Origin of the sequence: Streptomyces sp. SM1 (assembly GCF_002910825.1) — a bacterium.
Lineage (GTDB): Bacteria > Actinomycetota > Actinomycetes > Streptomycetales > Streptomycetaceae > Streptomyces > Streptomyces okerensis.
Map to the genome: position 1 here is coordinate 2,014 of NZ_NEUB01001047.1, position 13,289 is coordinate 15,302.

Below are 13,289 nucleotides of genomic sequence, written 5' to 3' on the forward strand. Positions count from 1 at the left end.
GGGGCTCCGGGTGCAGCGCTCCCGGGGACGATGGGTCAGTCGACCACGGCCACCGCATCCGCGAACTGCGCCCTGTACAGGCGGGCGTACGCGCCGCCCGCCGCCAACAGGGCCTCGTGCCCGCCCTGTTCCACGATCGCCCCGTCCTCCATGACCAGGATCGTGTCCGCGTCCCGGATCGTCGACAGCCGGTGCGCGATCACGAACGACGTACGCCCGTGGGCCAGTTGCGCCATCGCCTTCTGGATCAGCACCTCCGTGCGCGTGTCCACGGAACTCGTCGCCTCGTCCAGCACCAGGATCACCGGATCGGACAGGAACGCCCGCGCGATGGTGATCAGCTGCTTCTCACCCGCGCTGACCCCCGACCCCTCGTCGTCGATCACCGTGTCGTACCCGTCGGGCAGGGTCCGTACGAACCGGTCGGCGTGCGCCGCCCGTGCCGCCTCCTCGATCTCCTCCCGGCTGACCTCCCGGGACGCCCCGTACGCGATGTTCTCCGCGATGGTGCCGCCGAACAGCCAGGTGTCCTGGAGCACCATGCCGATCCCGGCGCGCAGTTCCTCCCGGGACATCCGGGCGATGTCCACCCCGTCGAGCGTGATCCGCCCGCCGGACACCTCGTAGAACCGCATCAGCAGGTTGACGAGCGTCGTCTTGCCGGCGCCGGTCGGGCCGACGATGGCGACCGTGTGTCCCGGTTCGACCGTCAGCGACAGGTCGTCGATCAGCGGCCTCTCGGGGTCGTACCGGAACGACACCCGCTCCAGCGCCACCCGCCCGCGCGGCCGCTCCGGCTTCCCGGCCGGAGCGGGGTCGGCCTCCTGCTCCTCGGCGTCCAGCAGTTCGAAGACCCGCTCGGCCGAGGCGACACCCGACTGCACCAGGTTCGCCATCGACGCGACCTGCGTCAGCGGCATCGAGAACTGCCGGGAGTACTGGATGAACGCCTGCACGTCACCGATGGACAGCGTGCCCGAGGCGACCCGCAGCCCGCCGACGACGGCCACCAGCACGTAGTTGAGGTTCGAGACGAAGAACATCAGCGGCTGCATCACACCGCTGTTGAACTGCGCCCTGAACCCGGCCTCGTACAGCGCGTCGTTCTCCTCGGCGAACTTCTCCGCCGACTCGTCCTGCCGTCCGAAGACCTTCACCAGGGTGTGCCCGGTGTACATCTCCTCGATGTGCGCGTTGAGCGTGCCGGTGGTCCGCCACTGCTGCACGAAGTGCGGCTGCGACCGCTTGCCGACGCGCGTGGCGACGACGAACGACAGCGGCACCGTCACCAGCGCGACCAGCGCGAGGATCCACGAGACGTAGAACATCATCACGAGCACGCCGATGATGGTGAGCAGCGAGTTGATCAGCTGGCCCATCGACTGCTGGAGCGTCTGCCCGATGTTGTCGATGTCGTTGGTGGCGCGGCTGAGCACCTCACCGCGCTGCCGCTTGTCGAAGTACGACAGGGGCAGCCGCGACAGCTTCGTCTGCACGTCCTCGCGCATCCGGAACATGGTGCGGTTGACGGCCCGGTTCACCAGCCGGGTCGCCACGGCCATCAGCAGACCGGCGACCAGGAACACCGCCAGCGCGAACAGCAGGACGTGGCCCACCGCCGTGAAGTCGATGCCCTCGCCGGGGGTGAAGTCGGTGCTGCGGAGCATGTCGGCGACATCGCCCTCTCCCCGCTCCCGCATCGAGTCGAGCACCTGCTCCTTGGTGGCGCCCTCCGGCATGTCGCGTCCGACGATGCCGGCGAAGACCAGGTCGGTGGCCTCGCCGAGGATCTTCGGCCCGATCACGCTGAGGCCCACGCTCAGGACGACGCAGGCCAGCAGCGCGTAGGTCGTCAGACGCTCCGGGCCGAACCGGGCGATCAGGCGTCTGCTCGACCCCATGAAGTCGATCGAGCGCTGGTCGGGGCCGCCCCCGGCCATCATCCGTCCTCCGGGCCCGGCCATCAGGCGGCCTCCGCTTCCGTCAGCTGGGAGAGCACGATCTCCCGGTAGGTCTCGTTGTCCGCCATCAGTTCGTGGTGCCGGCCGGTGCCGACCACCCGGCCCTCGTCCAGGACCACGATCCGGTCGGCGTCCCGGATGGTCGCCACCCGCTGGGCGACGATCACCACGGTCGCCTCGGCCGTCTCCCGCGCGAGAGCCGCCCTCAGGGCCGCGTCGGTGGCGTAGTCGAGTGCGGAGAAGGAGTCGTCGAAGAGGTAGATCTCCGGCCGCTGCACCAGCGTGCGGGCGATCGCCAGACGCTGGCGCTGACCGCCGGAGACGTTCGTCCCGCCCTGGGCGACGGGCGCGTCCAGGCCGCCCTCCAGCCGCTCCACGAAGTCCTTGCCCTGCGCCACCTCCAGCGCGTGCCACAGCTCCGCGTCGGTGGCGTCCGGATTGCCGTGGCGCAGGTTGGTCGCCACCGTGCCCGCGAACAGGTACGGCTTCTGCGGCACCAGGCCGACCGTCTTCGCCAGCAGCCGCGGCTCGACGTCCGCCACCGGCACCCCGTCGACGAGCACCTCGCCGTCGGTCGCGTCGAACAGCCGCGGGACCAGCCCGAGCAGCGTGGACTTGCCGCTGCCGGTCGAACCGATCACGGCGGTGACCTCGCCGGGCCGCGCCTCCAGCGAGACCTCCCTCAGCACCGGTTCCTCGGCGCCCGGGTAGCGGAAGCCGCCGCCCCTGATCTCCAGATGCCCGTGCCGGCGCAGCTCGGTGACGGGCGCGACGGGCGGCACCACGCTGGAGGAGGTGTCCAGCACCTCGTGGATGCGCTCGGCGCACACCTCGGCGCGCGGCACCATCATGAACATGAAGGTGGCCATCATCACGGACATGACGATCTGCATCAGATAGGCGAGGAACGCCGTCAGATCGCCGATCTGCATCCCGCCGCTGTCGATGCGGTGCGCGCCGAACCACACGACCGCGATCGACGACACGTTCACCACCGTCATGACCACCGGGAACATCAGCGCGAGCAGATTGCCCGTGCCCAGCGAGACATCGGTCAGCTCGGTGTTGGACTTCCGGAACCGGCCCTGCTCGTACTCGTCCCGCACGAACGCGCGGATGACCCGGTTGCCGGTGATCTGCTCACGCAGCACCCGGTTCACCGTGTCGAGCCGTTCCTGCATGGTCCGGAACAGCGGACGCAGCCTCCGTACGATCAGCGTCACGCAGATCGCCAGCACCGGGACGACGCCGACCAGCACACCGGACAGCGGCACGTCCAGGCCGAGCGCCATCACGATGCCGCCCACACACATGATCGGCGCCGACACCATGAGGGTGAACGTCATCAGCGCCAGCATCTGCACCTGCTGGACGTCGTTCGTCGTACGGGTGATCAGCGAGGGGGCACCGAAGTGACCCACCTCACGCGCGGAGAACGACTGGACGCGGTCGAAGACGGCGGCGCGCACGTCCCGTCCCAGGGCGGCGGCGGTCCGGGCGCCGTAGTACACGGCGCCCACGTTGCAGACGACCTGGACCAGCGAGATGCCGAGCATCAGGGCGCCGTAACTCAGGATGTGACCGGCGTCACCCTGGACGACACCGTCGTCGATGATGTCCGCGTTGAGCGTGGGCAGGTAGAGCGAGGCGCTGGTCTGCAGGAACTGCAGCAGGACCAGAAGGGCGATGGGTCTCTTGTAGGGCCTGAGGTGGGTCCGCAGGAGTCGTATGAGCACGCTGGATCTCTCGGGTGGTCGGCGAGGGCGGTTCGGTTGCCCGTGGCCCCTATCGTCGAACACTCCACCCGCGTTACCTCAACCGAATAAATCCTCTCGCCCGCTCCGGACGGCCCGCCCCGCGGGAAATGACGCGCGGACCCGCCCCGCGGGAAATGACGCGCGGACCCGCACCGCGGGAAATGACGCGCGGACCCGCCCCGCCGCTACGACCGGAACGCCCCCGGGTGGGTCTGCTCCCGTACCGCCACGTACTGCTGGCGCACGGCCTGGCCCACCGCCAGCTCCTCGCCGGGGTCCAGGACCTGGGCCACGGCGCCCTGCCAGACGGGCGGGGTGCGCGGATCGAGGGTGCCCTGTGACACGCCGAGCGCCCACGCCGCCTGCCGGGCGGAGCCGATCGCCGCGTAGTCCGCCGGCTGCGGCACCACCATCTGCGCCCCGAACAGCGAGGGCGCCGCCGACTGCACGGCGGGCAGTTCGGCGGCCTGGCCCAGCAGGAAGACCCGCCGCACCTCCACGCCCCGGCCGCGCAGCACGTCCAGCGCGTCCGCGAGCCCGCACAGCATCCCCTCGAACGCGGCCCGTGCCAGATGCTCCGCCTTCATCGACTCCCGGCGCAGCCCCGCCAGCGTTCCGGCGGTGTGCGGCAGGTTCGGGGTGCGCTCACCCTCCAGATAGGGGAGCAGCACCAGCCCGTGCGAACCGGGCGTCGACTTCATCGCCAGCTCGGACAGGCTCTCCAGATCGGGCAGCCCCAGCAGTTCCGCGGTCCCGCGCAGGGCCCGTACGGCGTTGAGGGTGGTGACGACGGGCAGGTGCATGCCGGTCGCGTCGGCCAGCGAGGTGATCATCCCGTACTGGTCGACGAGCGCCTCGGGGTGCACGGCCATCACGGACCCGGACGCCCCGAGGGACACCACGGCGTCGCCGAGCCCGATGCCGAGCCCGAACGCCGCCGCCATCGTCTCGCCCGTACCGGCGGAGATCAGCAGCCCCTCCGGCGTCGTACCGGCCGCGTCCGACGGACCGATCACCTCGGGCAGCATCGCCTGGTGGCCGAGGGCCATCTCCACCAGATCCGACCGGTAACCGCCGGTGGCAGCCGCCCAGTAGCCGGTCCCGGACGCGCCACCCCGGTCGGTGGTGCGCCGTATCGGACGGCCGAGCAGCTGCCACACCAGCCAGTCGTGCGCCTGCAGCAGCACGGCGGTGCGCGCCGCGTTCTCCGGTTCGCTGCGGGCCATCCAGCGCAGCTTGGTCACCGGCTGCGCGGCCCCCGGCACACTGCCGACGGCCTGCGCCCAGGCTTCCCGGCCGCCGAGCGCGTCGATCAGATCGGCCGCCGCGACCTGGGCGCGTTTGTCCCCGCCGGTCATCGCGGGCCGCACGGTGTTGCCCTGCGAGTCCAGCGGCACCAGAGCGTTCGCCTGGGCGGACACGCCGATCGCCTGCACGCCCTCCAGCAGTCCGCCGCCCGCGGCCTCGCCCAGTGACAGCAGCCAGGCCTGCGGGTCGATGTCGGAGTGACGGCCGCCGCCGTCGGGACCCTGCACCGGATGCGGGGCGTAGCCCTGCCTGACCACGGCTCCGGTGTCCGCGTCACAGACGACGATGCGAGTGAAATCGGGCGCACTGTCCAACCCGGCGACTATCCCCATACGGCAATTTTGCCGCACGCCGCCCCCGGGGTGCGGGCGCGGGCGCCGTTGGAGTGATGCTCCGGTACTGCTCCTACGTGTTGCTGGTGCCCCAGTCGTCCTCCGCCGGGCCGTGGGCCGAGCGCTCGCGGAGGGCGGAGACCCGCTGGGCGACCGAGTCGGGCATACGGTCACCGACCTTGTGGCTCACCGCCTGGTAGGCCTTGTCCGCGAACTCGCGGCTCTGCCGGCTCGCGGTCTCCGCGGTGTTGCGGACCGCGGGGTTGTGTGTGAACTGCTGGGCGGACCTCCTCAGCTGCTCGTAACGCTCCCGCCCGGCTTTCGTGCCCAGCACGTAACCCAGGACGGCTCCGGCGACGAACGTGAGCCGGTATCGCATGGCGGTCACCCTTCCCGTTGTTCAAGTCTGCTCAGGTATCCGGTACGGCGACAGCGCCGGGGAGTACCGATTGGCGGAGCACCCCCCTGCTTGCGCTAATGTATGTGTCGCAGCGAGCGCGCGCCCCCTGGCGGATACCCAGGTAGGTGCGTTCGATGCAACGAGGCATTCCTCCGTAGCTCAATTGGCAGAGCAGCCGGCTGTTAACCGGCAGGTTACTGGTTCGAGTCCAGTCGGAGGAGCTCGGTCCTCCGTAGCTCAATTGGCAGAGCAGCCGGCTGTTAACCGGCAGGTTACTGGTTCGAGTCCAGTCGGAGGAGCATGCTGAACGAGGACCCCTCAGGGGTCCTTTTTCATGTCCGGGGGAACCGTGCGGGGCTCGGCGAAGTCTCCATGGTCACGAGGGCCGTACGCAGCCGACCATCCGGAGCAGGAGATCGTATGAGCGGCTATGCTGCGGCAGACGGCGCGTACACACGTACGCGACACGCCGCTATGGGGCGGTAGCTCAGCCGGTTAGAGCAGCGGACTCATAATCCGTCGGCCGTGGGTTCGAGTCCCACCCGCCCCACCGAGCTCCCCAGGCAGAATCGTTCTGACCTGGGTAAACGCGTTTTTCACGGTCATATCGCGTTAGGTGTTCGCCTCACGGTGGTGTGGCGGACGAGGGTCTTCATGTGTCGAGAGGGCTTCCTGCGTGGCTGTGACCTCGACCTTTCCGGTCTCGGCGCTGCGGGATGGTTAACAGCGGTCCCACGGCCCTCCCGTGAGGGGTTCACCTGCACCTAGACGAGCAAGTCGTATGTCTTTAGTGGTCGTAGGCGATCAACGATCGAGTGATCGGTGCGCCGGTCAGGTTGTTCAGCCAGATCGCGGCGGCCATGGCCAGGATGCGCTGGGCGACGCGGACCGCGACGCCCGCGCAGCTGCGCCCGCCGTGGCCTTCCAGGTCGAGCTGGCCCTTGAGGGTGTCGTTGACCGACTCGATCAGCTGGCGGACCTTCTTCAGCATCGGCTCGCCGTATCGGGCCTTCTCGCGCTTGCGGGAGGGCCGCAGCAAGGTGATGCCGTGGCCGGCCAGCAACTGCTCGAAGGCCCGGCCGGCGAAGCCCTTGTCGGAGATGAGCAGGATGCCGTCGTGTTCGGCGACGACGTCCGCCTCGACCTCCAGCATCGCGGCCAGCACCTCGCGCTCGCCGATCTTCGGGTCGGCCAGGGCCCACAGGATCGGCATCCCGGACGGGGTGCACACCAGGTACAGCCGCAGCCCCCAGAAGAACCGGGAATGGCTGGCGCAGTAGCCGTATCCGGCCCATCCGGCCAGGTCGGAGCGTTTCACGGTGGGCCGTGACATGCCGCACGGCACCGGCGTGGAGTCCACGATCCAGCAGTCGTCCAGCCAGAAGTCGGACGATTTCGCGAGCATGCGGAGGACCCGCTTGACCAGGCCGAGAGCCGCGCGCAGGCGCTTGTTGTAGCCGGACTGCTGGGGCAGATACGGGAACATCCCGGTCAGGTGCTTGCGGGCGTAGCGCAGCCAGTGGGCCTCGGAGGTGAAGCCGAGCATCGCCTGGGCGACCGCGGCGCACACCAGCTCGGAGTCGGTCAGCAACGGCGGCCTGCCCAGCCATCGCGGTCCTCCCAACTCGTCGTCGATCTTCACGTACAGTGCGGTGATGAGGGTCTCGAGGTCGTTCGTCACACATCGACCAACGGGACCCTCACCCTTTGCGCTCGACAGGACTTCGGACTTACTCGTCTGGCATCCGTACCCGTGGTTCCCCGGAGAAGTGGTCCCGCTTTCGGGTTGCGGCCAGGCCAGGGGTGTGGTCCCCGTGACTGTGTCTTGCGGGTGTCTGTCGGCGATCGGGTCGCGTCTTCCTCGTGCGTGATGGCCCACGCAAGGCAATGTTGGTGATGTATCATGCTTATGTACATCACGGACTCTCGGTGAAAGGTGGCTGGCATGTCTGTTACCCAAGTCGATCTCGATGACGAGGCGCTGGCCGAGGCGATGCGGCTCATGGGTGTCTCGACGAAGAAAGAGACGGTCAACGGGGCTCTGCGGGACTACGTGGCGCGCATCAAGCGGTTGGAGGCTGCCGAAAAGCTGGTCGCGCGGGGTGAGCGGGGCGAGTTCGAGGCCGCGGCTGCGGCGCATGCGGCTTCCAAGCGCGCCCGGCGGGCAGCCTTCGAGTGATCACGTACCTCCTCGACACCTCCGCGTTCTGGCACCTCTTTCGCACGCCGGGGGCGTTGCTGCCCTGGGAAGGGCACATCGCCGCGGGCGTGTTCCACATCTGCGAGCCCACGAGAGCGGAGTTCCTCTACTCGGCCACCAGTCCGGCCCACCGCGACGAGTTGGCCGAAGAGGTGGATGCTCTCTGCCAGTCCTCGCCAGTTCCCAAGAACGCGTGGCGCTGGGTCGATACCGCGCAGTACAAGCTCACCCAGCAGGGACAGCACCGGGCCGCCGGGCCCATCGATCTTCTGGTGTGTGCGACCGCGGTTCATCACGGCCACACCGTGCTCCACGTCGACAACGACTTCGCCACGGTGGCGGCGGTCCTCAAGGAAGTGCAGCAGCGGGACGTGCGCGCCTGACGATGTCCAAGTGGGTCGCCGTGAAAGGCTGGCTCATTGCCCTCAGCCTGTTGCCCGCGTGAGACGAAAGTACCTGCGCCCCAGAGCGCGGCCCTGTCAGGGCTTGATCAAGTTCCCTGAGCGTCCGGGTTGTTGGTGATGCCCAGGAGCGGGAGGGCTCGTTCGGGCTGGTCGCGGATTGCGCGGGTGGTCTTGGCGATGTTGACGGCTCCGAGGGTTTTGAGCAGGCCGATGGCGAGGTTGCGGAAGGTGGCCATGGCGCGGGGTGCGGTGCCGGTGTGGAGGGTGGAGGCGTCCTCGGCGTAGGTCACGTCTCTCACGTGGTGCAGGGCCTCGACGGCCCAGTGGCCGCGGACGGCGGCGGCGAGTTCGGCCGGGGTGGTCTGGTGGGCGTCGAGGCTGGTGACGGCGTAGATGGTCTCGCGGCTCTCGCGCTCGCCGGTCTGTTTGCGGCGTCGGTGGACGCGGAGGGCGAGGCGGCCGTGGGGGAAGGCGATCCCGCCGAGTTCGTCGGCGATGCCGCAGGTCTTGATCGAGCGGGACTCCCGGCGGCCGTGTCCGGCAGAGGAAGCGGTGTGCTGGATGGCGGTGTCCGGCCAGGGCAGGGCGGCGAGCTGCCGGTGGGCGGTCGGCTGATTCCGCTTGATCATGGCGATGTAGTGGGCGTTCTTCGTCTCGACCAGCCAGGTGACATTCGCCTTGACCCAGTGCAGGGCGTCGAAGGTGACGACGGTGCCGGTCAGGTCCAGCGGTTCGAGCAGGGGCCGGAAGTGCGCGGTCTCGTTCGTCTTGGTTTTGACCTCGGCCTGGGCGAGGGTCAGGGCCCGGTGGTGAGTGACGGCGGAGAGCAGGTGTCTGCGGCCGGCGGACAGGCGGGCCGATCCTCGCAGTGACTTGCCGTCGACGGCGATCACCTGTCGATTCCCCGAGACTGTTCCCGCGGTGTTCCGGGCGGTGAGGTAGGCGCCGACCGCTTGGTCCAAGGCGTCACCGTCGACGGCCGCGAGCACGCGGCCGATCGTGGTCCGCGAGGGGGCACGGCGCCACCTGAGCGGATGCCGGCGGACTCCGACGGCCGTCAGCACGGTGTCCGAGGCCCGTGCCGCCCACTCGGCGATCTCATCCACACTCCTCATTCCGGAGACGGCCGCGCAGGCACAGATGACGAGGATCGCGGTCAGCGGGTACCAGCGGCCCCGCCTCGCCCGCGGGTCGGGCACCCGCTCCAGAAAAGGCCGCAGGTCAGCGACTTGACTGGCATCCAGCGGACCCAGCTTCACCAGCACCGGCGGGATGAGAGAAGATGCAGCGGCAGGCACGGGCCACCTCATGATCGTTGAGCTTCGACACCCCAATGATCACGAAGCCCGTGCCTGCTCTGCTATGCAACCCAACCGGTCACGGCCCGACCAACCACCCGACCCCGGAACTCGCCCAAGCCCTGCGCCTCATGCCGACGGCCCCCATCAGACCGTCGAAGCGGAACCGGTCGAGGCCCGCCTCCCGGACGGCGATGACCGCGTTGGCGTTCCTGGTCGCCCCCATGAATGACCTCGCCGGGCAGCAGATCCGCCTCGTGGAACCTCATGCTCCCGTCCCCTCCCGGAGACCGGCGCCCGCCGGCCCCTCTCCACCCCCGCGGTCCGAAGGGTCTCCGGCCGCTGCCGCGCCGGCGGGCGCCGCCGCGAGCCTCTCCCCGGCTCCGCCGCCGAAACGGGACGCCATCGTACAAGTGGGGGCGGAAGCGGGGAGTGGAGCGTTCCCGTACGGACGGCCGGGGCCGTCGGCCTCCGGCGCGCTCCCGCGCGGTCCGCCCTCAGCCGTGCTCGGCGTTGTCCTCGGACGGGTCGGTGGCGTCCGCCGGGTCGCGTTCGCCCTCGGCCTGGGAGGGGGTGGTGTGCGGGATGTCGGGGGTGGCCCACTCGGCGTCGTCCCGGTCGCCCTCGGCCTGGGAGGGAGTGTGATCGGTCATCGTGCCGCCTCCTGATCGCGGGATCGTGTCCGCCGGGTACCCCGTGCGGACCGGGCTCACCGCGAGGAGCGGCGGGCCAGCGCCCGGGACAGCGCGGCGCGGATCTCCTCCGGCGGAGGAGTGCCCTCCGTCTCCGCGCAGGCGGTGAGCGACTCCGCCACGTCGCGGAGTTTGGTGTTGGACAGCTGGGACGCCTCGCGCAGGATGTGCCAGGCCTCGTCCGAGGCACAGCCGTACGTCGCCATCAGGATGCCGCGGGCCTGGTCGATGACCGGACGGGAGGCGATCGCCTGCCGGAGCTGCTCGACCTCCTCCTGGAGCAGGTGCAGCCGCTCCTCCCGTTCCCGCGCCACCGCCGAGGAGAGCGGCGAGGGTATGGCCTCCGGGGCGGGGGAACGCAGCGGGTCCGTCGTGTCGAGGCCGGCCAGCTCCAGGATGCGGCGCGGCTGGCCGTTCCAGCGGGTGGCCGTGACCGGCACCGAACGCCGCCGGCTGTGGTCGCGCAGGACCTCGAGGAACTCCAGTCCCGCCGTGTCCATGAAGTACACACCGCTCATGTCCAGATCGACCCGGGCGGTGCCGGAGGGCAGCGTGTCCAGCTTCTCGGCCAGGGTCCGGGCGCTCCCGCGGACCAGCTCGCCGCGCGGGGTGAGGAGCGCCCGGTCCGCGTCCATGCGACCGCCGATGACCAAGGTGTCCTGCCTTCCCGGGAGGGGCCGTGATGCCGCGGAGGTCATGTCACCGCCTTGTCCGTGCTCGGGGAACGCCGGGGCGTTCGGGATGAGTCCGGCCGCCGCCGGCACCGAGCGGTAGGCTGCGCGAGTCCCGGCCGCGTTGCCCGTGCGCCTGCCCACCTTGCGGCGTACTACACACCGTGTGGCGAAATGGCCGGGGACCCAAGGGGATGTGCGAGGTTCGGGAGCGTGAGGAGACGGGTGTCGGGCAGTCGGTACCGGACGCCGTACGGACCCGGAGGCCCGGGGCCGTCCCTGACGGTGCGCCCGCTGGAGGGGTGCCGGGGATCCGCGCGGCGGGAGAGGTCGGTCTGGCCGCGTACCCGCTGTGGGAACGCGTCCTGGAGCAGGCCGTGCGCGAAGGTGAGGCCGTGTACTACCTGGAGATGTCCGAGGTGACGTTCGTCGACGTCGCGGGCGCCGGTGCCCTCGCGGCCGCCGCCGGGCGGCTCGGCGACGGACGCAGGATCGTGGTGCGCCGGCCGCCGCCCGCGCTGCGCAGGGTGCTGGAGACCTTCTGGCCCGGACTGGCGGCGATCGAGGTGTCGATGTCATGACGAGTACCGCGACCGCGACCGCGACCGCGGGACCCGCACCCGGCCCCTTCGTTCACCCCGCCCTGCTCTACCGGGACGACCAGGAGTACCTGGACGGCACCGTCCCCTTCGTCCGAGAGGGACTCGAGGCCGGCGAGCCCGTGGCGGTCGCCGTGCCCGGTGACCGGCTGCGGCTGGTCCGGGACGCGCTCGGCGCCGACGCGGAGCGGGTCCGGCTCCTGGACATGAGAGAGGCCGGGCGCAACCCCGGCCGGATCATCCCCGGTGTGCTGCGCGCCTTCGCCGACGGCCGGACGGCCGGGCCCCGGGTACGGATCATCGGCGAACCGATCTGGGCGGGCCGCTCCGCGAGCGAGTACCCGGCCTGCGTCCAGCACGAGGCGCTGATCAACGCGGCCTTCCAGGGCCGTACGGCGACCATCCTCTGCCCCTACGACGCCGCGCGGCTGCCCGCGCACGTCCTCGAGGACGCCTGCGCCACCCACCCCACCGTCATCGCCGGCGGCTCCCGCCGGGGGCGGGACAGCGGGACCTACGCCCCCGACACGGCCGTCGCCCGCTACAACGAACCGCTGCCGCCGGTGGCGGACGCGATGACCTTCCCGTTCACGGACGACTCGCTGCCCGACGCCCGGTACGCCGCCACCGACGACGGACGGCGGCTCGGACTCACCGGTGTCGCCCTGGAGGACCTGGCCCTCGCCACGGCCGAGCTGACCACCAACAGCGTGCTGCACGGCGGCGGTTCCGGTGTGCTGCGGGTCTGGGGCGAGGACGGCCGGGTGCTGTGCGAGGTGCGTGACCGGGGGCGGCTCACCGATCCGCTCGCCGGACGCCGGCCCGCCTCCCGCGACCAGCGCGGCGGGCGGGGCCTGCTGATGGTCAACCTGCTCGCCGACCTGGTACGGGTGCACACCGGGGACGAGGGCACCACGATCCGCTGCTGGTTCTCCCGCTGACGGCGGCCGACCGCGTCGCTCAGGCCTTCAGCGGGTCCAGCACCATCGGCGCGATCCTGCCCTCCAGCATCGCGCCCAGCCCCTCCACGGCGCACAGCTCCGGCCGCTCGGCGATGTGCACCGGCATCCCCGTCGCCTGACGCAGCATCTGGTCCAGGCCGGGCAGCAGGGCGCTCCCGCCGACCATCATGATGCCGCGGTCGGCGAGGTCGGCGACCAGATCGGGCGGGCAGTCCCGCAGCACCTTGCCGATGCCGTCGAGAACGGCGGTGAGCGGGGTCTGGATGGCCTGCCGCACGGCGGCCGTGTCGACCCGCACGGTACGGGCCAGACCGGTGGCGACGTCCCGGCCGTGGATCTCCGTCGACTCCGGTCCCTGCGGGGTGAGCCCGTTGCCGGACAGGGTGAGCTGCAGCGGCCGTACGGACTGGCTCGGCAGCATCAGCTCGTGCTGGTGGCGCAGGTGCTGCACGATCGCGTTGTCCACCGCCTCACCGCCGACGGGAACGCGTTCCGCCCGTACGATCGCCCCGAGCGAGAGCACGGCCACCTGGGTGGCCGCCGCACCGCACACCATGATCATGGTCGCCTCGGGCTGCTCCACCGGAAGACCGCATCCCACGGCGGCCACGATCAGCGTGTCGACCAGCTCCACCCGGCGGGCGCCGAGACCGACCAGCGTCTCGATCGCGGCGCGCTGGGCCAGCGGATCGGCGTCGTGCGGGG

General features: G+C 70.5%; 13 protein-coding genes and 3 tRNA genes. 7 read left to right on the top strand and 9 right to left on the bottom strand.

Annotation, left to right across the window (positions count from 1 at the left end; all coding sequences use genetic code 11):
• Positions 1 to 35: 35 nt before the first annotated feature.
• From B9S61_RS39270 to B9S61_RS39285, 4 genes are all read right to left on the bottom strand, one after another.
• Positions 36 to 1,964, bottom strand: a complete 1,929-nt coding sequence (locus B9S61_RS39270; RefSeq protein ID WP_103546514.1) for an ABC transporter ATP-binding protein — start codon at positions 1,962 to 1,964, stop codon at positions 36 to 38.
• Positions 1,964 to 3,697, bottom strand: a complete 1,734-nt coding sequence (locus tag B9S61_RS39275) for an ABC transporter ATP-binding protein (RefSeq protein WP_103546515.1) — start codon at positions 3,695 to 3,697, stop codon at positions 1,964 to 1,966. The genes B9S61_RS39270 and B9S61_RS39275 overlap by 1 nt, the downstream gene beginning before the upstream one ends.
• Positions 3,698 to 3,903: 206 nt before the next feature.
• Positions 3,904 to 5,358 (bottom strand): FGGY family carbohydrate kinase, encoded by a 1,455-nt coding sequence (locus B9S61_RS39280; protein WP_103546517.1) that lies wholly within the window; start codon positions 5,356 to 5,358, stop codon positions 3,904 to 3,906.
• 73 nt (positions 5,359 to 5,431) lie between these two features.
• Complete coding sequence (locus B9S61_RS39285) at positions 5,432 to 5,737, bottom strand: YtxH domain-containing protein (RefSeq protein ID WP_103546526.1); 306 nt, start codon at positions 5,735 to 5,737, stop codon at positions 5,432 to 5,434.
• A gap of 169 nt (positions 5,738 to 5,906) precedes the next feature.
• On the opposite strand from B9S61_RS39285, the gene B9S61_RS39290 reads away from it, so the two are divergent.
• The 3 genes from B9S61_RS39290 to B9S61_RS39300 all read left to right on the top strand — a co-directional run bounded on the left by B9S61_RS39290 (position 5,907) and on the right by B9S61_RS39300 (position 6,308).
• Positions 5,907 to 5,979 (top strand) — tRNA-Asn (locus B9S61_RS39290).
• Positions 5,980 to 5,984: 5 nt separating this feature from the next.
• Positions 5,985 to 6,057 (top strand) — tRNA-Asn (locus tag B9S61_RS39295).
• A gap of 177 nt (positions 6,058 to 6,234) precedes the next feature.
• Positions 6,235 to 6,308: transfer RNA gene (locus B9S61_RS39300), tRNA-Ile, on the top strand.
• A 237-nt stretch (positions 6,309 to 6,545) separates the two neighbouring features.
• Here the strand turns inward: B9S61_RS39300 and B9S61_RS39305 are convergent.
• A complete protein-coding gene (locus B9S61_RS39305; protein WP_103546518.1) occupies positions 6,546 to 7,439 on the bottom strand; it encodes an IS982 family transposase in 894 nt (297 codons plus the stop codon).
• Positions 7,440 to 7,703: 264 nt separating this feature from the next.
• Between B9S61_RS39305 and B9S61_RS39310 the strand changes: the two genes are divergently transcribed.
• Complete coding sequence (locus B9S61_RS39310) at positions 7,704 to 7,937, top strand: type II toxin-antitoxin system VapB family antitoxin (protein ID WP_028426397.1); 234 nt, start codon at positions 7,704 to 7,706, stop codon at positions 7,935 to 7,937.
• Complete coding sequence (locus B9S61_RS39315; RefSeq protein WP_028426396.1) at positions 7,934 to 8,341, top strand: PIN domain nuclease; 408 nt, start codon at positions 7,934 to 7,936, stop codon at positions 8,339 to 8,341. The genes B9S61_RS39310 and B9S61_RS39315 overlap by 4 nt, the downstream gene beginning before the upstream one ends.
• Positions 8,342 to 8,448: 107 nt before the next feature.
• On the opposite strand, the gene B9S61_RS39320 is transcribed toward B9S61_RS39315, so the two are convergent.
• The 3 genes from B9S61_RS39320 to B9S61_RS39330 all read right to left on the bottom strand — a co-directional run bounded on the left by B9S61_RS39320 (position 8,449) and on the right by B9S61_RS39330 (position 11,050).
• Positions 8,449 to 9,627, bottom strand: a complete 1,179-nt coding sequence (locus B9S61_RS39320) for an ISAs1 family transposase (protein WP_258040123.1) — start codon at positions 9,625 to 9,627, stop codon at positions 8,449 to 8,451.
• Between the two features lie 530 nt (positions 9,628 to 10,157).
• The gene (locus tag B9S61_RS39325) at positions 10,158 to 10,313 is read right to left on the bottom strand and encodes a hypothetical protein (protein ID WP_258040124.1); all 156 of its coding nucleotides are present in this window, start codon (positions 10,311 to 10,313) and stop codon (positions 10,158 to 10,160) included.
• 56 nt (positions 10,314 to 10,369) lie between these two features.
• Complete coding sequence (locus B9S61_RS39330; protein WP_103546527.1) at positions 10,370 to 11,050, bottom strand: ANTAR domain-containing response regulator; 681 nt, start codon at positions 11,048 to 11,050, stop codon at positions 10,370 to 10,372.
• Between the two features lie 275 nt (positions 11,051 to 11,325).
• On the opposite strand from B9S61_RS39330, the gene B9S61_RS39335 reads away from it, so the two are divergent.
• Positions 11,326 to 11,604, top strand: coding sequence for an STAS domain-containing protein (locus tag B9S61_RS39335; RefSeq protein ID WP_258040125.1), 279 nt, complete (start codon positions 11,326 to 11,328; stop codon positions 11,602 to 11,604).
• Positions 11,601 to 12,563 carry an anti-sigma factor RsbA family regulatory protein gene (locus B9S61_RS39340; protein WP_103546524.1) on the top strand — a complete coding sequence of 321 codons (963 nt, stop codon included), beginning with the start codon at positions 11,601 to 11,603 and terminating at the stop codon, positions 12,561 to 12,563. The genes B9S61_RS39335 and B9S61_RS39340 overlap by 4 nt, the downstream gene beginning before the upstream one ends.
• Before the next feature lie 19 nt (positions 12,564 to 12,582).
• Here B9S61_RS39340 and B9S61_RS39345 read toward each other — a convergent pair.
• A partial coding sequence (locus tag B9S61_RS39345) for a rod shape-determining protein (protein ID WP_103546525.1) occupies positions 12,583 to 13,289 on the bottom strand: 707 nt, incomplete at its 5' end.